We start from the raw sequence: 20714 nt of genomic DNA, 5'->3' as shown, positions 1-20714 counted from the left end.
GTCTTCTTAAGGCCGTGCCGCGTTCACTTGACTGCTTCGACCAAGGCCATGCCTTCGCCGCGGTAGTGGCCGGCGCCGACCACCACGATCTGGGCCGGAGCATCCTTCATGTCGGTCTCCACGCCCGAGGCGTCACCCGGCGCGAACAGCGCGCCGCGCGAGATCGAGAGCGCAGCGAGCGCGAGACCGAGCGCGAACTGCGCCTCCATCGAATGGCCGAAGCGGGTCCCGCTCGAGCGCACCGCGAACGCCTTGTGATGGTCGAGGAATGCGCGCTCCTCCGACGTCACCGGCTCGGCGCCGGTCGCGCCGGTGATGATGGCGCCGGGGGCCCCGTGGACATCGAGCGCCGACCACAGACGGTCCAGCGTTCCCGTCACCGCGCCTGCCTCCTTGCGGCGGGCGCGGTCGGCGACGACCTTGCTGAGCCGGGCCAGCGGCTTGGCGCCGCGGGCCTCGGCATGCGGCCTGGATTCCAGCACCAGGAACGCGCCGGCCGATCCGAGCGCGAAGCCCGGATGGTCCTTGCGGGACCAGACCGGCTTGAATTCGTTCTTCAGATTGTAGTCGCCGAACTCGTACAGCACGAGCAGATCCTTGCGCTCGCCATTGTGCGAGCCGCCGACCAGCGCGATGTCGCTCTGGCCGCCGGCGATGCGGGCCAAAGCGATCTTGAACGCGTCGACGCCCGCAACCTCCTCGCCCATGAAGGTGCGCGAGGTGCCGCAGACGCCGTGCGAGATCGCGATGTTGCCGGCGAGCAGGTTGGACAACTGCGCCAGGAACAGGGTCGGGCGCAGGTCGCTCATCAGCCGATCGTTCAGGAAGCCGGGCGTGCAATTGCCCTGGGCTTCCGCGTTGAGGATCGCGGTGTCGACGGAGATGTCGCGCTCACCGCCGCCCGCGGCGACGATCATGTCCATCCGCGACAGGATGTCCTTGTTGCCCTTGAGGCCGGCGGAATCCAGCGCAAGCCCGGCGGCATAGGTGCCGATGCGCTGCCACGCCTCCATCTGGCGCTGCTCCTTCTTCGGGATCTGCGCTTCCAGATTCACCTTGGCCCAGGGATGCACGATGTAGGGCGCGAAACCCTGCTCATCGACGTTGATCCGGCCGGAGTTGAGGGCGTCCCAGTTCGCATCGAGTCCCTCGCCAAGCGAGGTCGCAAGACCGATACCGGTGATCCAGACTTCGACGGGTTCGGAGGTCACGGCTGTCGTCTCACTCATCGCTGCAGGACCTGTTGCGGAAAGCCGACGCGCTCGGCGACGGCGTCCATGTGCCCGCGCAGCTCCGGATTGGGGAAGGGGACGTGACTGAAAGTGATGGTCGCATTCGAACGCAGTTTGCCACCGACCTTCACGCGCGCTTCGGTCATGGCGTAACCGGAGCCCTCGTGCAGCACGTTGGCCTCGACGGTCAGCACCTCGCCCGGCGACACGAAGCCGCGCATCTTGGCCTCCTTGACTGCGGCAAGGAACGGCATCCGCTCGAACTTCATCAGCGCGAGCAGCAGCCAGCCCGATGTCTGCGCCATCGATTCGATCAGGAGAACGCCGGGCATGATCGGATAGCCCGGGAAATGTCCTTCGAAGATCGTGCTTTCGGTGGGGACCTTGGCTTCGACGGTGATGGTCTTCTCGTCCAGCCGAAGATCGAGAATGCGGTCGATGAGCAGGAAGTATTCGATCTGCATGGCGGGCGCTCACGCGCCCTTGGCGGCGACCAGCTCGTCGATGCGGGCGCACAGGTTCTTCAGCACGAAATACTGCTCGGTGCTGGCTTTGCCGTCGTTGACTTCCTGCGTCCACTTCTCGAGCGGCAGCTTGATCCCGAAGGCCTTGTCGATCGCAAATGCGATGTCGAGGAAATCGAGGCTGTCGATGCCCAGATCGTCGATGGCATGGCTATCCGGCGTGATCGTGTCGCGCGGGATGTCGCAGGTTTCAGCGATGATCGTGGCGACCTGATCGAATGTTGAGGACATCACTAAGCCTTTGATATTTTGGAGCTAATCCGGTAGGTGGCGACGGGAGGACACCGCGCCCCCGGGGCCGTCTGATGCGAGCCCTTCTACCCCCGTCGCCCGGGAGTCGTGTGCCCGTATATCGGAGCGACGCGGTGAGTTCAATGGAGCCGGACACGGCGGTTGTGGCGGGATTGTGATGCCCCGTCGGCCGCGGCAGCCGCGTCCAGCAGGGGGATCAGGGCGTGTAGGTCTCGGTGATGATGCGGGCGCAGTCGCGCCGTCCGGTCAGCAGGCAGTCCTGGGTCTTGCGCAGGTCGGCAATGCTCATCGCCAGCCAGATGCCGATCGCGGTCAACGCGACCGTGAAGGCGATGGCGGCGATGTTGGCCAGGATGCGGTGACGGAAGTCATCGGGCTCCTCGCGGGGCTGCTCATACCGGGAGAGATCGAGTGTCGGCCGCTCGCCCCGATGCAGCTGAATCGGCGGACTGCCGCCCTCGGTGACGCGCCGCACCGGACTGCTGCGCGGCCGGAACGGCACCACGCGATGCTCTTCCTCCGCTGCAATGGGGCGCTGGGACTTCATGCCTCGACTCCGATGGTCCTTTCTAGCACGCAGGCCCGACCTCTCACAAAGAAACTTTGCCATAATTGAGCTGCATCAGCAAAGCATCTCGCTCCTCGGATGCATCCAATCGGCGCCCGCTCCGCGGGTGATTGGAACCTGCCGCGGCCGGTCCGAACGGCGTCGCAGCTACGGGCAGATGCGCTGGAACGGCTCGGCAGGCGTGGCATAATGCTGATCATCCCCCGGAGCCCAGCCATGGCCAATACCCGCGAGCCGCTGCTTCATCCCGTGCCGATCCTGTCCCTGCGCCCGACGCAGATGACCGTGGGCATGCGCGAGGTGAAGGAGAAACGCGAGCGCTGGCGCGAGCACAAGTCGAAGAAGAAGCAGGCCGAGCTGCTCGGCAAGCACATGATCCCGGTGGTGCTTGGTCCCGATGAGCGGCACTACGTCGTCGACCACCATCACCTCGCCCGCGCGCTCCATGACGAGGGCGTCAAGGACGTGCTGGTCACGGTGATCGGCGACCTCTCGATGGTTGATCGCGAGGCGTTCTGGGGCGTGATGGACAACAAGCGCTGGGTCTATCCTTACGACGCCAAGGGCGTGCGGCGGCATTTCAAGGACCTGCCGAAGTCCGTCGCGAATCTGAAGGACGATCCGTTCCGCAGCCTGGCCGGCGAACTGCGCCGCGCCGGCGGCTTTGCCAAGGACACGACGCCGTTCAGCGAGTTCCTATGGGCCGACTTCCTGCGCCGCAAGGTCAAGCGCAAGACGGTCGAGACCCATTTCGCCGCCGCCATGGAGCACGCGCTGGCGGCCGCAAAGAGCCACGACGCGGTCTATCTGCCGGGCTGGTGCGGGCCGGCGTCGGACGACTGATCGTCTCACTTGGTCTTCGGCAGCCGCCCCATCAGGTAGAACTCGTCGTTGGGCCGCATGCCCGTGACATTCGCGATCCGGTTCGACAGCGCGAAGAACGCCGCGATCGCGGCGATGTCCCAGATATCGTCGTCGCCGAAGCCGTGGCCGGCCAGCGCCTTGAAATCGGCATCCCCGACCGTTTGCGCCTCGAGCGCCACCTTCATCGCGAAATCGAGCATCGCCCGCTGCCGTGGCGTGATGTCGGCCTTGCGGTAGTTGATCGCGATCTGGTCGGCGATCAGGGGATTCTTGGCGCGGATGCGCAGGATCGCGCCGTGCGCGATCACGCAATATTGGCACTGGTTGGCGCTCGAGGTCGCGACCACGATCATCTCGCGCTCGGCCTTGGTCAGCCCGCCGTCCTTCTCCATCAGCGCGTCGTGATACGCAAAGAACGCGCGGAACTCGTCCGGCCGGTGCGCAAGTGTCAGGAACACGTTGGGCACGAAGCCGCTCTTCTCCTGCACGCCGAGCAGCCGGCTGCGGATGTCGTCCGGCAGCGCATCGATTGCGGGGACGGGGAAGCGGCTGATGGCGGGCTGGGTCATGGCAACGGGTCCGGCATGCGTGGCAGGGGGCGAACCTTAGTCGATCGCGGCGCAGGCGCAACGGGCCAGCTCGGTCCATCACCCGCCAGTGGTGGAGCGCCCGCAACGCCTCCTCGGCAGCCGTCGTCGGTCGGGATTAAAGAGGGGCCGCCGCCGGCTTTAGCGCAGCGGCTTCTTCAGCAGGGAGAAGCGGTCCGGGTCGAGACCCATCGACGGCTGCAGCATTGGCGCGTCCAGCGAGGCGGACAGGCTGCCGCGATCTCCGAGGTTGCCGGCGCCGCTGTCGCCGCTCGACGCGTCCCGGCTCGAGGTCGCTCCGCGCCAGCGCTCCAGCACGGCACTGACGAAATGCATGTCATGTCCGGCATTCACCGAGCGGACGGTGGCGATCGTCGCCTCGCTGCGCGGCAATTGATGCAGCGGCACCTCCTTGAAGCGCAGCCGGGTCGGCAGCGCGACGCCTTCGCCGAACGCCAGCACCTCGCGGGTGCCGAGCGAGGGAACGAAGGAGAGCAGGTTGGCGGCGGCATCCGACACCGCCGAACGCAGCAGCGACTGGTCGCGCTCGTTGGCGAGCCGCATCGTGAACAGCGTGTTGCACTGGGAGATGATGGTGGCGTCGAGCTCGGCCGGCCGCTGGGTGATCAGGCCGAGATAGACGCCGTATTTCCGGCCTTCCTTGGCGATGCGCGAGATCGCCTTGCGGGTCGGGCCGAAGCCGATCGAGCGGTCGGCCGAGGCGTAGCGGTGCGCTTCCTCGCAGACGAACAGCAGCGGCGAGACGCCGTCGCTCCACAGGCCGAAATCGAACGCCATGCGGCACACGACCGAGACCACGGAATCGACCACCTCGGCCGGGAAGCCGGCGAGCTGCATGACCGTCATCGGCCGGCCGTTGGCCGGCAGGCGGAACAGGTGGCTGATGACCTCGGCCATGGTGTCGCCGCCGACATTGGCGTTGTCGAACATGAAGGCGTAGCGCGGGTCGTTGCGTACCGTCTCGATCCGCGAGATCAGCTTGTGATAGATGATGCGCGAGGAGCGGTTCTCGAGCTTGCCCATGCGCTCGTCGATCAGGTTGATCAGGTCGACGAGGCGGTAGGGCACCGGCGTATCGACGGTGTAGCCGACGGTCTTCGGGTCGATGCGCTTGAGCCCGATGCGGTCCGTGTTCTGGTATTGGGTGTAGATGCCCTTCGCCAGCGGGATCACTTCTGCCAGGATGTCGAGCTCTTCCGGCACGCCCGGTCGGCCGCCGAACAGGACGTCGACGATCTCCTCGAAATTGAACAGCCAGAACGGCAGCTTCAGGTTGCGCGGGTTCAGCACCAGCGCCTTTTCACCAAAGCAGCGGCCATATTCGTTGTGGACGTCGAGCAGGAAGATACGCAGGTTCGGCCGCGCCTTCAGGATCTCGTTGAGCAGCAGCGACACGCCGGTCGATTTGCCGACGCCGGTCGAACCGAGCACAGCGAAGTGCTTCGACAGCATTTCCTCGACATTGACACAGGCGCGTACGGAGGTGTCCTGCTGCAGCGCGCCGATGTCGATGTGGTCGCCGGCGGTCGGCGTGTAGATCGTGCGCAGCTCCTCGCTGGTGATCATGTCGACGGCGTCGCCGATGGTCGGGTAGTGGGTGACGCCGCGCTGGAACTTGGGCCGTTCGGCCGGCCCGAGAATCTCGCCGAGCAGGTCTACCGAAGCCGTCGCGACGTATTCGCTGGCACGCGAGAGGTCCTCGCTGGTCACCTCGGTGATGATCGCAATGATCGTGGCGCTCGGGCAGCGAATGCTGATGAAACGGCCGACTGTCGCGCGGATATCGGAGACGTTCATCTGCTGTGTCGACAGAATGCCGACGCGGGCCTGGGAGCCCCGCACCGAGATCACGCGTCCGAAGGATGTCACGGTCATGAAACCTGTGGTGAATTGTTGAGTTGACACCTTCTCTGCTGGGACTGGAAAATTTGTTAAGCGGGCAATGTTTGTGAACGCGCCGGCCGCCCAGCCCGGCGGTCGGAGGGTCCCGCGGGGCGTTGCGATCGCACCTCCTCAATCGGGCCTAAGACCTTGCACCGTAAGGCTTTCTGCATCCTTTCCTCAGGCGTCGCGCGAACCGTCCGGGTTAACGTCCGGTTCACCATCTCCAAGGCTCTTCCTGTACGGCTCTTCGGCTGTGGAGGCCGCGGCACCGAAAGAGATCTGGAGGGGCTGCCGCGCCGATCCGAACCCGTCCAGCCGCTCAGCGATTTGATCGCAATCAATCTGGAACCCGGGCGTGCCGGCTATATTTTTCTCGTCAAGCGCGAGGGAGCGGATGCCGGCCGATCAACGAAATCGGTCGCGCCCATGCCGTTGCGGACCCGATCCTCGCGTGAAGCAGGAGGATGATGTTATGGCTGAACCTACCAAGCTGCCCGTCAACACCGAGAAGGCAGGTGCGCCATCCATGCAGGGGTGGCGGCCGTTCGAGAACCTGCGCCGCGAGATCGATCGCGTGTTCGAGGACTTCCATGGCGGGATCTGGCGCACGCCGTCGTTGTTCGACCAACTGCCGGGCCTGGCCCGCGCACGGTCCTTTGCCGTGGCGCCGGCGGTCGACGTCGCCGAGCACGACAATGCCTATGAGGTCACCGCTGAGCTGCCCGGCCTCGACGAGAAGAACGTCGAGGTGAAGGTTGCGAGCGGCGTGCTCTCGATCAAGGGCGAGAAGCAGGAGGACAAGGAGGAGAAGAAGAAGGACTATTACGTCCGTGAGCGCAGCTTCGGCTCGTTCGAACGCTCCTTCCAGATCCCCGACGGCGTCGACACCGACAAGATCGAGGCCGTGTTCAAGCAGGGCGTGCTCAAGGTCACCCTGCCGAAGAAGCCCGAGGTACAGAAGGCCGCCAAGACCATCGACATCAAGGCGGCGTGACCGCATCTCGTGGCTTTCCGTCCCATGATCATGGGACAGACGATGGATCGGACGCCAAGGAAGGGCCGCGCGTGCGGCCCTTTTTTTCGCGGAGCTGCAGGGGTAATCTGCCTTTCAAGCAAAGGTCGGCGATGCCGGCCGGGGGAGCGACCGGAAGGGAGACGAGAGGATGGGCAAGCTCGCACTGGCGGCCAAGATCACGCACGTGCCGTCGATGTATCTCAGCGAGCTGGATGGTCCGGCCAAGGGCAAGCGACAGTCGGCGATCGACGGTCATATCGAGATCGGCCGGCGCTGCCGCGAGGCCGGCGTCGACACCATCGTCGTGTTCGACACCCATTGGCTGGTCAATGCCGGCTACCACATCAATTGCGCGCCGCATTTCGAGGGGCTCTACACCTCGAACGAGCTGCCGCACTTCATCGCCAACATGACCTATGAATACGACGGCAACCCGGAGCTGGGCCACATCCTCGCCGAGGGCGCCAACGCCCATGGCGTCGCCACCATGGCCCACGATGCGACGTCGCTGGCGCTGGAATACGGCACCTTGGTGCCGATGCGCTACATGAACCCCGACCGCCACTTCAAGGTCGTCTCCGTCTCGGCGCTGTGCACCTCGCACTATCTGGCCGACAGCGCCAAGCTCGGCTGGGCGTTCCGCCGCGCGGTCGAGGATCATTACGACGGCACGGTGGCCTTCTTCGCCTCGGGCTCGCTGAGCCATCGCTTTGCCCAGAACGGCACCGCCGACGAGTATCGCGACCGGATGTTCAGCCCGTTCCTGGAGCGGCTCGACCACGAGGTGATCCAGATGTGGGAGCACGGCGAGTGGCCGGATTTCTGCGACATGCTGCCGGAATATGCCAGCAAGGGACATGGCGAGGGCTTCATGCACGATACCGCCATGCTGCTGGGCGCGCTCGGCTGGAACCACTACGACCGCGGCGTCGAGGTGGTGACGCCGTTCTTCCCCTCATCGGGGACGGGCCAGATCAACGCGGTGTTTCCGGTCTCGCCGATGCCGCAGGCGCTGGACGACGTCGGCCGGCCGCGCGCCGCCGCACTCGCGGGCGGTCGGCTGTAGCGCCTCTCACCAGACCTCCGCATGCCCGAGCATCTCGATGATGTCCTCGGGATAGACTTGATCGGCGGTCGCCGTGAGCTCGGCTGGTCGCCGCCATTTGCTCGGTGTTGAACCGCGGCGTCGGCCGCGCGACCAATGCGGGACGGATCGGAGGCCGGTGACCGTTCAATGCTGACGAGAATTCTGCTGCTGACCGCAATGCTCATCGCGCCGGGCATTGCCACTGCGCAGGCGCCGCATCGCGAAGCCTGCAACGTCGAGGCCGACGTCACCGACCGCGATCCGAATGGTGCCAATGTCCGTGCCGAGCCTGGCGGCAGCATCGTCAAGGTCCTGAAAAATCCGACCGGCGATGGCTGGATCGTCGTGCATCTCGTCGCGCAGCAAGGCGACTGGTTCGAGATCGACCGGGCCATGCTGAACGACGTCGATCAGGGCAAGGAGACCGTGATCTTTCAGGGCAGGGGCTTCCTGCATCGGAGCATCGTCGGCGCCAGCGGCCTGCAGAACGGCGCGGCGATCTACCGCGATCACGCCACGTCGAGCGCGAAGCTTGACCCGCATGCGAGCGGTGACCAGGCGGTCGAGCTGCTCGGCTGCTTCGGCGACTTCGCCAAGATCCGCGTCAAGAAGGGCATCGGCTGGACCCGGCAGCTCTGCACCAACATGGTGACGACCTGCTCGTGACAGCGTGCGCTCGCCGAGCTCCGTCGCGGGCAGCCCGTTGACCACGGCTGCGTTGCAGGTCGTCGCGCCTGCTCAGGCCGCGCGCTGCTGGTGCTGCGACAGCCGCTCGCGCTCGCGCCGGCACCCGGCCGCGAATTGGCGCAGCCGCTCGATCGTCAGCGCGTCGGTGATGCTCCGCTCGAGCCGCTCGGCCCGCTCGATCTGATCGTCGAGGTCCATCAGCTTGGTCATGTCCCGTCTCCCTGGCCAGACAATTTGAAGCAAATTGCATCGTTCCGGCCGGATGAGGATCGTGGTGAATGACGGGTTAATTCCGTGATCGGGCGCACGCTGGCAGGATCGTGCCGGCGAGCCGACGATGGACCGGCGGGACTGCGTCGTCGATGCATCGCAAGCGTCGGCATGGGTCGAATGGCGCACGGGCGCGACGCTGTGCCGGCCGGACGCTGATTCAAGCGCTAGCCGGTCGTCGCTCGTGCGCAATAGTCACGCCAGAACGTCCGGTATCCCTGTTCCACATGCTGCGTGTAGAGCGCGCCGTTTCCGGCGGCTGAATTCAACACCCTGGCGGGCAGCTCGGCACGGAGCGCGGCAAGCTCGCCGGGCCGCGAGCAGAATTTCAGCGCTGTCGCGAGATAGCCTTCGTCGTCATCGGCGACCCACGCGTCGAGGCCGACTGCCTTGACGATCGCGCCGCCCGCCCGTGCCGAGGGGGTGCTGCCGAGCTTGGTGACGACAGGCACGCCCATCTGCAGTGCCTCCCACGTCGAGATGCCGCCGTTTTGCGGGAACGGATCGAGTGCGATGTCGATATCGGCGAACGTCGCAAGATGCTCCTCGCGCGACGTCTTTCCGACGCAACGGACGCGTTCCGCGGCGATGCCGTGGGCGACGAAGCGGGCGATCAAGCCGTCGCGCAGCAGGGGATCGTTCATCGCATGGTTCTTGACGACGATCATCGAGCCCGGCGTCGCAGCCATCAGCTTCGACCATAGAGCCAGAGTCGGCTCCGAAAACTTGTCGGCGCGATTGAACGAGCCGAAGGTGACGTGGCCGTTGCGAAGCATCGGCAGCGGCGACGGCGGAATTGGAGGCGGCGGTTCGATCGTGATCAGCGACGGCAGATCGTAGATCTTTTCGGCAAACAGATGCCGGACCGCGGCCGGAATCGTCACCGCATCGGCCAGCAGATAATCCATCACGGGCAATCCGGTGCCAGTGACGCTGCCGACGGCCGAGACCTGGATCGGGGCAGGCTTGCGCGCAAACAGCGTGAGCCGGTGGCCGGCGGAATGTCCCGAGAGGTCGACGAGGATGTCGATCTTGTCGGCCCGGATCTGCTCGGCGAGCTTGTCGTCGATCAACTGCCAGGCCTCGACCCAGCGATCGACCAGCGAACGGCACAGCTCGGTCTTGGCGTCCCTCGTCGGTGAACACGAATAGGCAACGATTTCGAACCTGGCCCGATCGTGATGGCGAAGGATCGGCAGGAAGCCGAGCGCCGCCGAATGCTCGCGGAAATCGGACGACACGTAGCCGACGACAAGGCGCCGGTCCGGGTCCAGATTCCGCTCGCCGAGCGGCAGACGTGGCAACCGCGCGCCGATCGCCTCCCACCAGTGTCTCCGTTCTGCCTGGAGACGTTCGACCCCGACGTCGGGCAGGAAATCCAGCGCGAAGATCTTCTTGGTGATCGCGTCCTCGTAGTCCGGGTTGATCGCGAGCGCGCGGTCGTAGTCCGCAATCGCCGTGGCGATGTCGCCTTGCATCGCGGAGCAGACCCCGAGCAGGGTCCAGGCGCTCTCCTGCTTCGGGTTCTGCGCCAGCATCTTGTCGATGAGCGAGGTCGCCAGGGCGATGTTGCCGCGGACGAGCGAAACCGTGGCCTTGCCGCGCAGGGCGTCTTCCAGCAGCGGTTCGAGGGCCAATGCCGCGTCAAAATCGGCTTCCGCCTCGTCGAACTTGCCCTGCTCCTGATAGGCTCGCCCGCGCTGGGCGAGGGCAGGGGCCGCAGTCGGATTGATCGCCAGCGCCGACGTCAGCGCGGCCACTGCAGTATCGAAGTTCCGCAGGTTCATGCTGACCAGGCCCTTGCCGAACAGGGCCGTCAGCAGCCGCGGCTGCAGCGCGAGCGCGCGATCGAAGCTCTGACCGGCGTCTTCGTACCGGCCCGTGAGCAGTAGCGCCATCCCGCGATTGGCGTGGGCGTCGGCATAGCCGGGCTTCAGCGCGATGGCGCGGTCGTGCGCTGATATCGCCTCGTCGAAACGCGACAGGCTCATCAGCGCATTGCCGAGATTGGTGAGCGCAGTCGGGAAGTTCGGCTGGAGTCCGATGGCGCGTTCGTAACGGGTGCGAGCCTCGTCGTAGCGGCCGAGCCGGAACAGCGACAGGCCGAGATCGGACTGGGCTTCGGCCGAGCGCGGGTCGACCTCGATCGCGCGTGCCAGGACGAGCACGGCTTGGTCGAAACGGCCGCAGTCCCGTTCGGACACGCCGAGCAGATGCAGAGCGCCGAAATGCTGCGGCAGGTCCTGCAGGATCTGCCGGCACAGGGCCTGAGCCTCCGGATGCCGGCCTTCGCGGTAGGCCTTGACCGCCGCCGGCAACAGCACGTCCGCCTGTTTCTTGGCCCGCTTTTGCAGCCTTGCGTTCTGGAAGGCACGGGAGCCGACGCTGCTTTGCAAGTGTTTTCCTCCACAGAACCGGTCCATTGCCCGCAATGGTTGTTCCGTTCTCGCCGATTCGCAATGAGCAGACGTTAACGCGAGGGACGCGTGCCGAAGGGGTGGTGGAGGCCGCAGCGTGTCCGCGCCTTGAAGATGGATCTCGTGCCCGAGGCAAAAACGACCCCGATGCTTCTCAGATCACGAGGATGAGGCTGTCGTGCTTCAGGCCGTCGCGGCAGTGATCAAGCTGGCTGGGGAACCTGGATTCGAACCAAGACAAACAGAGTCAGAGTCTGTTGTGCTACCGTTACACCATTCCCCAACGGAATGCCCTGCAGTTTCAAGCAATTGCCGGACTGTCTGGCACCGTTTTGCGCGCCGGCCGGCAAAGCAGGGCGGCGACGACGGGTCCTTCTACCCGCATGTCTCAGGCTTTGGCAAGCCGCTGGATGACGGATTTCCAACGTGCTCTGCCGCCCGCCGCGCCACGGGCCGGCAGGGTCTAGCGCTCGCCTCTTGCGGCCTGCGGCTTTCGCGGCGCGCCGTCCGGGCCGGCGCGCAGCAGCAGGACCAGGCAGGCGCCGAGCCGTTCCGCGATCTCGTCATCGTCGATCGACAGCGGGCCGGGATCGTTGAGAATGGCGTTCACCAGGGTGCCGAGCACGACCTGGACGCCGAACGCGACCGTCTTTCGCGCCTCCGCTGTTCGCGACCGCGTGCGCGAGGCCGCGCCGGCGCGCCGGCCCGCAGGCAGCAGGAGCAGCGCCGCGCGCTCCGACAGTGCCTGTGCCAGCTCCTTGAAGCCGCTCCAGTGGTTCGGTCCGCGCTCGCTGCGCACGAGCGCGGCGCGCAGCACGCCCTTGTGACGGCGCATCCACAGCACGGTGCCGCGCACCAGCAGGTGGCATTGCAGGTCGCCCGCGCGGACGGGATCGGACGGCGGGAGTCTCAAGAGCTGTTTCCGACCGTCCGCCAAAGTGAGCGCGAGCAGGGCGTTGAAGTAGGCCTCCTTGCTGTCGAACCGGCTGTAGAAGGCGCCGACCGTTGCCCCGATATGCGCACAGAGGTCGCTGATCGACAGCTCCGCGAGGCTGCGCGTGCGCAGCAGCTCCTCGCCGGCCATCAGCAGGGCAAGCGTCGTCTCGCGGCTGCGCTGCTGCCGCGACGGGGTCACGCCGGGCAGGTGGTCCGGCGCGATCCGCTGCGGCATGTCGCTGGCTCCATCTGGAATGATAATGATAATTATGATTATGATCCGAGGCAAGCCTGGCCGTGCCACCCAGCCCCGGGGCGTCGCGGATCCCAGAGCAATCACAACGATAAACTCGTACGGGCTGCGAGGCGCAGCCGGGACGCGAGCGAGAGGGAGGACGAGGCATGAGCGAGCCCGCATTCGGCGGTACGATCGGCAGGACCATCGCAGGCTCCAGACCCTGGTGGCCGGCGCCGCCGCAGCCGCCGAAGGGCGCGCCCAACATCCTGGTGGTGCTGTTCGACGATGTCGGCTTCTCCGATTTCGGCTGCTACGGCTCGCGGATCCGCACCCCCGCGATCGACGGGCTGGCCGCGCAGGGCCTGCGCTATTCGGGCTTCCACACCACAGCGATGTGCTCGACCACACGGGCGGCACTCCTGACCGGTCGCAACCATCATTCAGTCGGCGTCGGCTGCCTTGCCAATTTCGACTCGGGCTATCCCGGCTATCGCGGCAAGATCGCGCGCGAGGCGGGGACGCTGGCCGAGATGCTGCGCGCCCATGCCTATCGCAACTACATGGTCGGCAAATGGCACGTCACGCCCTTGACCGAGAGCGGCGCGACCGGGCCGTTCGACGGCTGGCCGCTGGGGCGCGGCTTCGACCGCTTCTATGGCTTCCTCGACGCCGAGACCGATCAATATGCGCCGGAGCTGGTGCTCGACAACACCCATGTCAGCCCGCCCGGCAGCTACGCCGACGGCTATCACCTGACTGCCGACCTGGTCGATCAGGCGATCCGCTTCATCGCCGACCACACGGCCGACCGGCCCGAGCTGCCATGGTTGACCTGGCTCGCGCTCGGCGCCTGCCACGCGCCGCATCAGGCGCCGCACGACATCATCGAGAGCTACGACGCGGTCTTCGCCCATGGCTGGGACGCCGAGCGCGCGCAGCGGCTGGCGCGGCAGAAGGCGATGGGGCTGGTGCCGGAGAGCACGGACCTGCCGCCGCGCAATGATGGCGTGAAGCCCTGGGAGGCCCATTCCGAGGATGAGCGGCGCGTCTTCACCCGGCTGCAATCGGCCTTCGCCGGTATGCTCGATCATGCCGACCTGCATCTGGCCCGGCTGCTCGCTTTTCTCGACAAGGCCGGCCAGCGCGACAATACGCTCATGATCGTCATGTCCGACAATGGCGCCAGCCAGGAGGGCGGGCCGCTCGGCTTCGTCAACGCGATGGGACCGTTCAACTTCAAACCGGAGCCGATCGCCGAGAAGCTCGCGCGGATCGACGACATCGGCGGGCCGGATACGCACTCGAACTTCCCGCATGGCTGGGCGATGGCGTCGAACACGCCGCTGCGCCGCTACAAGCAGAACACCCATGGCGGCGGCATCCGCGATCCCTTCATCGTCTCCTGGCCGCAGCGCATCGCGGCGCGCGGCGAAGTCCGCCACCAGTTCGTCCATGCCTGCGACCTCGTGCCGACCCTGCTCGACCTGATCGGCATCGATGCGCCGGCCACGATCGCGGGTGTGCCGCAGATGCCGCTCGAGGGCGTGAGCTTCGCCGCCTCGATCACCGATCCGGCGGCACCGTCGAAGCAGGTCGCGCAATATTTCGAGATGTTCGGCCATCGCGGCCTCTGGCACGACGGCTGGAAGGCGGTGGCCTTTCACCCGTCGGGCACGCCGTTCGACAACGATAGATGGGAGCTGTTTCATCTCACGCAGGATTTCTCCGAGACGCATGATCTCGCCGCCGCCGAGCCGGAGCGGCTCGCGGCACTGGTGAAGCGGTGGTGGGAGCAGGCGGAGGCGCACCAGGTGCTGCCGCTCGATGATCGCTTCGGCCCGCGCTTTGCCGAGAACGCGGCGCGTTTCCACGGCGCGCGCACGCGCTTTACGTTCCACGCCGGCATGGGCCATGTGCCGACCGACGTCGCGCCCGACGTGCGCAGTCGCGACTATCTGATCGAGGCCCACGTCGAGATCGATGCAGAGGGCGCATCCGGCGTGCTCATCGCCCATGGCGATGCGACGTCGGGCTACAGCCTCTACGTCAAGGATGGTCATCTCGTGCACGATCTCAACATCGGCGGCCGGCACGAGATCATCAGCTCGACCCGCCCGGTGCCGGCGGGATCGCATCGCCTGGGTGTCCGCGTCGAACGTCTCAGGCGGCAGACCGAGCCCGCCAAGGGCGCGCGCACCGGCATGAGCCGGTACACGTTGCTGATCGACGGCGAGGAGGCCGGCGCGCTGACGACGCAGCTCGCCTTCCACACGCTGATCTCCTGGTCTGGGCTCGACATCGGCCATGACCGCGGCAGCCCGGTGTCGGACTATGCGGCGCCGTTTGCGTTCACCGGACGGCTCTCCCACGTGACCGTGACAATGCAGGACGAACAGAGTCTGGACGGCGAGGGCGTCGCCAACGCCGAGCTGGCGCGGCAGTAGGCGACAACAAGCGGCGGACTATTCCGCCGCTTCCTTGACCGGACCTGCGGCCGCGGTCTCGGGCTCGTGGTCGATATGCGTGCGGCCCCAGCGCGCGAAGGCGTTGTTGACCTTGTCGAGATAGAGATAGACGACCGGCGTGGTGAACAGCGTCAGCATCTGGCTGACGATCAGGCCGCCGACCATCGCATAGCCGAGCGGCTGGCGGATCTCCGAGCCGGTGCCGTTGCCGAGCATCAGGGGCACGCCGCCGAGCAGGGCGGCCATCGTCGTCATCATGATCGGACGGAAGCGGAGCAGGGCGGCCTGGCGGATCGACTGCTCGGGCGGCAGATGCTGGTCACGTTCGGCGGCGATGGCGAAGTCGACCATCATGATGCCGTTCTTCTTCACGATGCCGATCAGCAGAATGACGCCGATCAGCGCAATCAGGCTGAAATCGTAGCCGAACGCCATCAGGATCGCGAGCGCGCCGACGCCGGCCGAGGGCAGCGTCGAGAGAATCGTGATCGGGTGAATGTAGCTCTCGTAGAGGATGCCGAGGATCAGATAGACCACGACGAGGGCGGCGAGGATCAAGAGCGGCACGGTCGACAGCGACTGCTGGAACGCCTGCGCAGTGCCCTGAAAGCTCGAGTTCAAGGTTGCCGGCGCGCCGAGCTCGACCATCGCGCGCTGCACCGCATCGGTGGCCTGGCCGAGCGCAACGCCCTGGGCGAGGTTGAAGCTGATCGTGATCGACGGAAACTGACCCTGGTGGCTGATCGACAGCGGCCGCACCGGCACGTTGGTCCAACTGGCGAAGGTCGAGAGCGGCACCTGGTCGCCGGTGGTCGGCGATTTCACGTAGAGCTTGTTGAGCGTGTCGATATTGCCCTGCAGCTCAGGCAGGATCTCCAGGATCACGCGGTAGGAATTGAGCTGGGTGAAGTACTGCGCGACCTGGCGCTGGCCGAACGCGTCATACAGCGTGTCGTCGATCAGCTGCGGCGAGATGCCGTACCGCGAGGCGGTGTCGCGGTTGATCGTGAGCTGCACGGTGGTGCCGTCGGCCTGCTGGTCGGTGGCGACGTCGCGCAGCTGCGGCAGCGAGCGCATCTTCTCCAGGATCTTCGGCGCCCACTCGTTGAGCTCGGCGAGATTGGAGTCCTGCAGCGTGAACTCGAACTGGGTTCGGGACGGTCGGCCGCCGAGGCGGACGTCCTGCGCGGCCTGCATGTAGAGCCGGGCTCCCTCGACCTTCTCGAGCTGCGGCCTCAGGCGTGCGATGATCTGCTGCGCCGATGCATCACGCTCGTCACGCGGCTTCAAAGTGATGAACAGATTGCCGGTATTGCCGGCGCGGCCGGAACCGCCGATCGCCATTGCGACGCTGGCTACGCCCGGATCATCCTGCACGATCTTGGCCAGCGCCTCCTGGCGCGACTGCATCGCCTTGAAGGAGATGTCCTGCGACGCCTCCGACGCGGCGGTGATCAGGCCGTTGTCCTGCTGCGGGAAGAAACCCTTGGGGATCAGCACGAACAGGTAGATCGACAGGCCGAGCGAGGCGAAGAACACCATCAGCGTGGCGAAGCGCCAGCGCAGTGCGATGTCCAATCCCTTCTCGTAGGCCCTGAGCAGCGCCTCGAAGCCGCGCTCGCTCCATTGGTAGAATTTGCCATGAGCCTGGTGGCCGCCGCGCAGGAAACGCGAGGCCATCATCGGCGTCAACGTCAGCGAGACGAACATCGAGACGAAGATCGTCATCGCCAGCACGACCGCGAATTCGCGGAACAGGCGCCCGATGATGCCGCCCATCAGCAGGAGCGGGATCAGCACGGCGACCAGCGAGATCGAGATCGAGACAATGGTGAAGCCGATCTCCTTGGCCCCCTTGTAGGCGGCTGCCATCGGGGACTCGCCTTCCTCGACATAGCGAGAGATGTTCTCGAGCATGACGATGGCGTCGTCGACGACGAAGCCGACCGCGATCGTCAGCGCCATCAGCGAGAGGTTGTCCAGCGAATAGCCGACCCCCCACATCATCGCGCAGGCGCCGAGCAGCGCGAGCGGCACGGTGATCGTCGGGATCACCGTGGCCCAGAAGCTGCGCAGGAAGATGAAGATGACCATGACCACGAGAAGGATGGTCAGGAGCAGCGTGAACTGGACGTCCTCGACCGCGGCACGGATGGTCGTCGTGCGATCCGACATCAGCTCGACCTTGATGGCCGGCGGGATCGCCGCAACAAGGCGCGGCAGCGTCGCCTTGATCTTGTCGACGGTTTCGATGACGTTGGCGCCAGGCTGCTTGAAGACCACCAGGAACACGCCGCGCTTGCCGTTGGCCCAGGCGGCCTGCTTGGCATCCTCCGGCCCGGTCACCGCCCGGCCAATGTCACGGACGCGCAACGGACCGCCATTGCGGTAGGCGATGATGACGTCGTTCCAGTCCTTCGACTCGGTGAGCTGGTCATTGGCGTAGATGGTGTAGGCCCGACGCTCGCCGTCGATGTTGCCCTTCGGGCTGTCGACCGTGGTGATCGCGATCTGGCTGCGCACGTCCTCCATCGAGAGGCCCTTGGCGACCAGCTTGGCCGGGTCAATCTGGATACGGATCGACGGCTTCTGCTGGCCGCCGATGATCACCTGGGCAACACCCGAGATCTGGCTGATCTGCTGCGCGAGCTGCGCATCGACGGAGTCGGAGACCGTCGTCAGCGGCAGCGTCTCGGACGTGGCGGACAAGATCAGGATCGGCGCGTCCGCCGGGTTGACCTTGCGGTAGGTCGGCGGCGACGGCAGGGTCTTGGGCAACTGGCCCGAGGCAGCGTTGATGGCGCCCTGGACGTCGTTGGCGGCGCCGTCGATGTTGCGGTTCAGGTCGAACTGGATCGTGACCGATGCGGTGCCCAGGTAACTGGTCGATGTCATCTGGGCGATGCCGGGGATCTGTGCGAATTGCCGCTCCAGCGGCTGGGCGACCGAGGTCGCCATGGTCTCAGGGCTGGCGCCCGGCAGATTGGCGGTCACCTGGATGGTCGGGAAGTCGACCTGCGGCAGCGGTGCGACCGGCAGCAGGGGGTAGGCGACCAGGCCGATGAACAGGATACCTGCCATCAGCAGCGAGGTGCCGATGGGGTATTTGATGAAGGGTGCCGAGATGCCGCCGTTCATTCCTGCCGGACCTTAGCTGGCGCCGGCTCCGAGCTGGCCACCGCGGTGGTCACGACCGAGCCTGGCTGAACTTTGAATTGACCGCCGGTGATCACCTGCTGGCCGGGGGTCAACCCCTCTTCGACGACGGTACGGCCATCGAGCGAAACGCCGACCTTCACCTTGCGCAGCTCGGCCTTGCTGTCCGGGCTCACCGTGTAGGAATACAGCCCGTTGGTCGAATGCTGGACGGCGTCGTCGGGAACCACCGTGGCATCCTTCAGCGTCCGCACCAGGAGCCGCGTCGAGACCGACTGTCCGGGCCACAGCACGTGGTCCTTGTTGTCGAACACCGCCTTCAGCCGGATCGTTCCACTCGACGTGTCGACCTGGTTGTTCACGACCATCAGCTTGCCCTCGGCGAGCTGCTTCCTGCCGTCGGTGGTGAACGCGATCACCTTCAAGGGAGCGGTCTTCTGCGCCTCGTTGATGTAGGGCAACTGCTCCTCCGGCGCGGTGAAGATCACCGCGATCGGCTCGATCTGCGCGATCGAGACCATGCCGGTCTGGCTCGAGGCGTTGACGATATTGCCGATGTCGACCTGGCGGAGGCCGGCGACCCCGGAGATCGGCGCCTTGACCTGGGTGTAGCTGAGCTGGGTCTGGGCATTGGCGATCGCGGCGTCGTCGGCGGCGATCTGTGCCGTGAGCTGTGCGACGGTGGCGCGCTGGGTGTCCTGCTGCTGCCGGGTCGCGAACTCGCCGAGCTTGGTGGTGCGCTGCAAATCGAGATTGGCGTTGTTGAGATTGGCCTCGTCCTGCGCCCGCTTGGCCTTGGCCTGGTCGAGCGCGGCCTGGAACGGCCTCGGGTCGATCTCGACCAGCAGGTCGCCCTCTTTCACAAGCTGGCCTTCGGTGAAGGCGATCTTGTCGATCTGGCCGTCGACGCGGGTGCGGACCTGGACGGTGTTGAAGCCTTGCACGGTCCCCAGGCCGGTGAGGAAGACCGGGAAGTCCGTCTTCTCGACCGGCACGGTCGAGACCCGAACCGCCTGCGGTCGGGCCGATGTCTGCTCAGCGGTCTTCTTCGCTGCCTCGGCGCCCTGATGACGCTGCCAGCCGTAATAGCCGGCGCCGCCGAGAGCCGCGACAAGCAGGATCCAACCGAGGGTTCGTGATGTCTTCATGCTGGCCCATATGCTGAGACGAACAGGATAACCGGTCTTTAAAACCATTCCCAGCATGCCAGATATAGTACGCACGCAATTAATGTGTAAACACACGAGCGCGTGGACAAACCTAAACAATCGGCAAGCTTCGAGGAAGCGCAAGGGAGTTCACAGCCATGTCGCTGGATATGAGACGTCAGCTCGTTGCGCAGCTTGTCGAAAGCTCGCGCATCCTGCGCAACTATATTGATCATCGTGCCAAACAGCGCGGCACCACCCGCGCCCAATGGGTGGTGCTGTTTCGGCTGCGCGCGCATGAGGGGATGTCACAGGTCGATCTCGCAGAAGTGCTGGAACTGCAGCCGATTTCGCTGGTGCGTCTGCTCGACAGGCTGGTCGAGCAGGGGCTGCTGGAGCGCCGGCACGATCCGAGGGATCGCCGCGCGAACCGTCTCCATCTCACCGCCGCGGGACGAGAGCTCGTCGATGATCTCGACGAGCTGCGCGATGCGATCGCCGGCGACGTTCTGCACGACATTCCGGACGAGGCCGTAGCCACCAGCCTGTCCACGCTCAGGGACCTGAAGGATCGGATCAAGACGCTATCCGATCCGAAAGCCGAGGTGGCGCTCAAATAGCCGAGCCGCGGCGCAGACCGTTCTGATCCCATCTTGAGTTGCGTCGTATAATAAAACATCTTGAGTGCGAAAAATGGCGGGGAAGCTTGCCGTTGCCGCGGCGTGGCCTGCGCGAGAGCAGGGCGGTCTGCGGCGATCCTCTGCCGCCATCGTCGGCTGGCGCGCCGCGCCGGACCATTCGCCGGCCGCGCGGGTCTCTCGTGCGAATGCCGCACTCCGACCTATTCTCGCCGTCTTGTCGCGCCCGATGGGAGCTGATTAGAAGCCGATGGGTCCCGCCGCCGTCATGGCGCCGTCGGGCCGCGGCAGGATTCAACCGGAGCGAGGCTGTGTCGCCGACGATGCGCCGTGCGACGATAGCGAATGGGGAGCTCACGATGGAAGAACTGAATGGAAAGATGCTCGCGTGCCAGATCCTGGTCACCGGCCTGATCGCGCGCGTCGCCAACGAGCAGCGCGATCCGTTGCGTTTCCTGACCGATTTTCGCGATGAGATCAGGGCCGTCGTCAAGGGCGTGCGGATCGCGGGGATCGATGATTCCGATCGCGTGCGCCAGATCGCGGTGCAGACCGTGGACGAGCTGTTCTCGCTGATGAAGCCGCCGAGCCCCGACGAGCCGGCTGGCTCGTCGAACTGACCTGCGCCGGGGTTACGCCCGACGCGGTGCTGATTCGACGGCAGCGCGAGTCAAATCGCGCTGTTTAGAACGATTTCAAGTTCCGCATGTTGTTAGTTGAGCGTT

Annotated in this window: 18 protein-coding genes and 1 tRNA gene; 7 read left to right on the top strand and 12 right to left on the bottom strand. The window is 65.7% G+C overall.

Going from position 1 to position 20714, the window contains the following annotated elements:
• Positions 1–23 precede the first annotated feature (23 nt).
• The 4 genes from ACQR1E_RS04655 to ACQR1E_RS04640 all read right to left on the bottom strand — a co-directional run bounded on the left by ACQR1E_RS04655 (position 24) and on the right by ACQR1E_RS04640 (position 2555).
• On the bottom strand, positions 24–1229 hold the full coding sequence (locus ACQR1E_RS04655; RefSeq protein WP_315827375.1) for a beta-ketoacyl-ACP synthase: 1206 nt from the start codon (positions 1227–1229) through the stop codon (positions 24–26).
• Positions 1226–1696 (bottom strand): 3-hydroxyacyl-ACP dehydratase FabZ family protein, encoded by a 471-nt coding sequence (locus ACQR1E_RS04650; protein ID WP_315714490.1) that lies wholly within the window; start codon positions 1694–1696, stop codon positions 1226–1228. The genes ACQR1E_RS04655 and ACQR1E_RS04650 overlap by 4 nt, the downstream gene beginning before the upstream one ends.
• Before the next feature lie 9 nt (positions 1697–1705).
• Positions 1706–1987: an acyl carrier protein gene (locus ACQR1E_RS04645; protein WP_006609130.1), complete on the bottom strand. Its 282-nt coding sequence runs from the start codon at positions 1985–1987 to the stop codon at positions 1706–1708.
• A gap of 217 nt (positions 1988–2204) precedes the next feature.
• Entirely contained in the window at positions 2205–2555 is a 351-nt protein-coding gene (locus ACQR1E_RS04640) for a hypothetical protein (RefSeq protein ID WP_315714489.1), read from the bottom strand.
• Between the two features lie 237 nt (positions 2556–2792).
• On the opposite strand from ACQR1E_RS04640, the gene ACQR1E_RS04635 reads away from it, so the two are divergent.
• Positions 2793–3419 carry a ParB-like protein gene (locus ACQR1E_RS04635; RefSeq protein WP_315827376.1) on the top strand — a complete coding sequence of 209 codons (627 nt, stop codon included), beginning with the start codon at positions 2793–2795 and terminating at the stop codon, positions 3417–3419.
• 5 nt (positions 3420–3424) lie between these two features.
• Here ACQR1E_RS04635 and ACQR1E_RS04630 read toward each other — a convergent pair whose 3' ends face one another.
• Together ACQR1E_RS04630 and ACQR1E_RS04625 are read right to left on the bottom strand one after the other, a co-directional pair.
• Positions 3425–4009, bottom strand: a complete 585-nt coding sequence (locus tag ACQR1E_RS04630; protein WP_316173957.1) for a peroxidase-related enzyme — start codon at positions 4007–4009, stop codon at positions 3425–3427.
• A 159-nt stretch (positions 4010–4168) separates the two neighbouring features.
• Entirely contained in the window at positions 4169–5923 is a 1755-nt protein-coding gene (locus ACQR1E_RS04625) for an ATP-binding protein (RefSeq protein WP_316164589.1), read from the bottom strand.
• Positions 5924–6404: 481 nt separating this feature from the next.
• Between ACQR1E_RS04625 and ACQR1E_RS04620 the strand changes: the two genes are divergently transcribed.
• The 3 genes from ACQR1E_RS04620 to ACQR1E_RS04610 all read left to right on the top strand — a co-directional run bounded on the left by ACQR1E_RS04620 (position 6405) and on the right by ACQR1E_RS04610 (position 8700).
• Positions 6405–6926 (top strand): Hsp20/alpha crystallin family protein, encoded by a 522-nt coding sequence (locus ACQR1E_RS04620; protein WP_315714485.1) that lies wholly within the window; start codon positions 6405–6407, stop codon positions 6924–6926.
• A gap of 169 nt (positions 6927–7095) precedes the next feature.
• Positions 7096–8013, top strand: a complete 918-nt coding sequence (gene hpaD, locus ACQR1E_RS04615; protein WP_315827378.1) for a 3,4-dihydroxyphenylacetate 2,3-dioxygenase — start codon at positions 7096–7098, stop codon at positions 8011–8013.
• 168 nt (positions 8014–8181) lie between these two features.
• Positions 8182–8700: a hypothetical protein gene (locus tag ACQR1E_RS04610; protein WP_316203788.1), complete on the top strand. Its 519-nt coding sequence runs from the start codon at positions 8182–8184 to the stop codon at positions 8698–8700.
• 72 nt (positions 8701–8772) lie between these two features.
• Here the strand turns inward: ACQR1E_RS04610 and ACQR1E_RS04605 are convergent, their stop codons facing one another.
• The 4 genes from ACQR1E_RS04605 to ACQR1E_RS04590 all read right to left on the bottom strand — a co-directional run bounded on the left by ACQR1E_RS04605 (position 8773) and on the right by ACQR1E_RS04590 (position 12579).
• Positions 8773–8931, bottom strand: a complete 159-nt coding sequence (locus ACQR1E_RS04605) for a hypothetical protein (RefSeq protein WP_315714481.1) — start codon at positions 8929–8931, stop codon at positions 8773–8775.
• Between the two features lie 227 nt (positions 8932–9158).
• Positions 9159–11387: a tetratricopeptide repeat protein gene (locus ACQR1E_RS04600; RefSeq protein WP_316203789.1), complete on the bottom strand. Its 2229-nt coding sequence runs from the start codon at positions 11385–11387 to the stop codon at positions 9159–9161.
• Positions 11388–11617: 230 nt separating this feature from the next.
• Positions 11618–11691: transfer RNA gene (locus ACQR1E_RS04595), tRNA-Gln, on the bottom strand.
• A 180-nt stretch (positions 11692–11871) separates the two neighbouring features.
• On the bottom strand, positions 11872–12579 hold the full coding sequence (locus ACQR1E_RS04590) for a TetR/AcrR family transcriptional regulator (protein ID WP_434896731.1): 708 nt from the start codon (positions 12577–12579) through the stop codon (positions 11872–11874).
• Between the two features lie 167 nt (positions 12580–12746).
• Here ACQR1E_RS04590 and ACQR1E_RS04585 point away from each other — a divergent pair, with 167 nt between their 5' ends.
• Entirely contained in the window at positions 12747–15026 is a 2280-nt protein-coding gene (locus ACQR1E_RS04585; RefSeq protein WP_434896730.1) for a sulfatase-like hydrolase/transferase, read from the top strand.
• Between the two features lie 18 nt (positions 15027–15044).
• Here the strand turns inward: ACQR1E_RS04585 and ACQR1E_RS04580 are convergent, their stop codons facing one another.
• On the bottom strand, positions 15045–18185 hold the full coding sequence (locus ACQR1E_RS04580) for a multidrug efflux RND transporter permease subunit (protein WP_316191186.1): 3141 nt from the start codon (positions 18183–18185) through the stop codon (positions 15045–15047).
• Positions 18182–19351 (bottom strand): efflux RND transporter periplasmic adaptor subunit, encoded by a 1170-nt coding sequence (locus tag ACQR1E_RS04575; protein ID WP_315714473.1) that lies wholly within the window; start codon positions 19349–19351, stop codon positions 18182–18184. The genes ACQR1E_RS04580 and ACQR1E_RS04575 overlap by 4 nt, the downstream gene beginning before the upstream one ends.
• Before the next feature lie 158 nt (positions 19352–19509).
• On the opposite strand from ACQR1E_RS04575, the gene ACQR1E_RS04570 reads away from it, so the two are divergent.
• Positions 19510–19971: a MarR family winged helix-turn-helix transcriptional regulator gene (locus ACQR1E_RS04570; protein ID WP_315749714.1), complete on the top strand. Its 462-nt coding sequence runs from the start codon at positions 19510–19512 to the stop codon at positions 19969–19971.
• A gap of 377 nt (positions 19972–20348) precedes the next feature.
• Complete coding sequence (locus ACQR1E_RS04565) at positions 20349–20609, top strand: hypothetical protein (protein ID WP_315749715.1); 261 nt, start codon at positions 20349–20351, stop codon at positions 20607–20609.
• Positions 20610–20714: the final 105 nt, after the last annotated feature.

This window comes from Bradyrhizobium sp. HKCCYLRH1030, assembly GCF_051168395.1.
Taxonomy (GTDB): Bacteria; Pseudomonadota; Alphaproteobacteria; order Rhizobiales; family Xanthobacteraceae; genus Bradyrhizobium.
This window is presented reverse-complemented; position numbering and strand designations above follow the sequence as displayed.

Excerpts from the sequence above, each read along its gene's own strand:
- ACQR1E_RS04625 (WP_316164589.1), bottom strand. The coding sequence starts at position 5,923 with ATGACCGTGACATCCTTCGGACGCGTGATCTCGGTGCGGGGCTCCCAG.
- ACQR1E_RS04590 (WP_434896731.1), bottom strand. The coding sequence starts at position 12,579 with ATGCCGCAGCGGATCGCGCCGGACCACCTGCCCGGCGTGACCCCGTCG.
- ACQR1E_RS04655 (WP_315827375.1), bottom strand. The coding sequence starts at position 1,229 with ATGAGTGAGACGACAGCCGTGACCTCCGAACCCGTCGAAGTCTGGATC.
- ACQR1E_RS04620 (WP_315714485.1), top strand. The coding sequence starts at position 6,405 with ATGGCTGAACCTACCAAGCTGCCCGTCAACACCGAGAAGGCAGGTGCG.
- ACQR1E_RS04610 (WP_316203788.1), top strand. The coding sequence starts at position 8,182 with ATGCTGACGAGAATTCTGCTGCTGACCGCAATGCTCATCGCGCCGGGC.
- ACQR1E_RS04640 (WP_315714489.1), bottom strand. The coding sequence starts at position 2,555 with ATGAAGTCCCAGCGCCCCATTGCAGCGGAGGAAGAGCATCGCGTGGTG.
- hpaD (WP_315827378.1), top strand. The coding sequence starts at position 7,096 with ATGGGCAAGCTCGCACTGGCGGCCAAGATCACGCACGTGCCGTCGATG.
- ACQR1E_RS04570 (WP_315749714.1), top strand. The coding sequence starts at position 19,510 with ATGTCGCTGGATATGAGACGTCAGCTCGTTGCGCAGCTTGTCGAAAGC.
- ACQR1E_RS04605 (WP_315714481.1), bottom strand. The coding sequence starts at position 8,931 with ATGACCAAGCTGATGGACCTCGACGATCAGATCGAGCGGGCCGAGCGG.
- ACQR1E_RS04630 (WP_316173957.1), bottom strand. The coding sequence starts at position 4,009 with ATGACCCAGCCCGCCATCAGCCGCTTCCCCGTCCCCGCAATCGATGCG.
- ACQR1E_RS04565 (WP_315749715.1), top strand. The coding sequence starts at position 20,349 with ATGGAAGAACTGAATGGAAAGATGCTCGCGTGCCAGATCCTGGTCACC.
- ACQR1E_RS04650 (WP_315714490.1), bottom strand. The coding sequence starts at position 1,696 with ATGCAGATCGAATACTTCCTGCTCATCGACCGCATTCTCGATCTTCGG.
- ACQR1E_RS04585 (WP_434896730.1), top strand. The coding sequence starts at position 12,747 with ATGAGCGAGCCCGCATTCGGCGGTACGATCGGCAGGACCATCGCAGGC.
- ACQR1E_RS04575 (WP_315714473.1), bottom strand. The coding sequence starts at position 19,351 with ATGAAGACATCACGAACCCTCGGTTGGATCCTGCTTGTCGCGGCTCTC.
- ACQR1E_RS04580 (WP_316191186.1), bottom strand. The coding sequence starts at position 18,185 with ATGAACGGCGGCATCTCGGCACCCTTCATCAAATACCCCATCGGCACC.
- ACQR1E_RS04635 (WP_315827376.1), top strand. The coding sequence starts at position 2,793 with ATGGCCAATACCCGCGAGCCGCTGCTTCATCCCGTGCCGATCCTGTCC.
- ACQR1E_RS04645 (WP_006609130.1), bottom strand. The coding sequence starts at position 1,987 with ATGTCCTCAACATTCGATCAGGTCGCCACGATCATCGCTGAAACCTGC.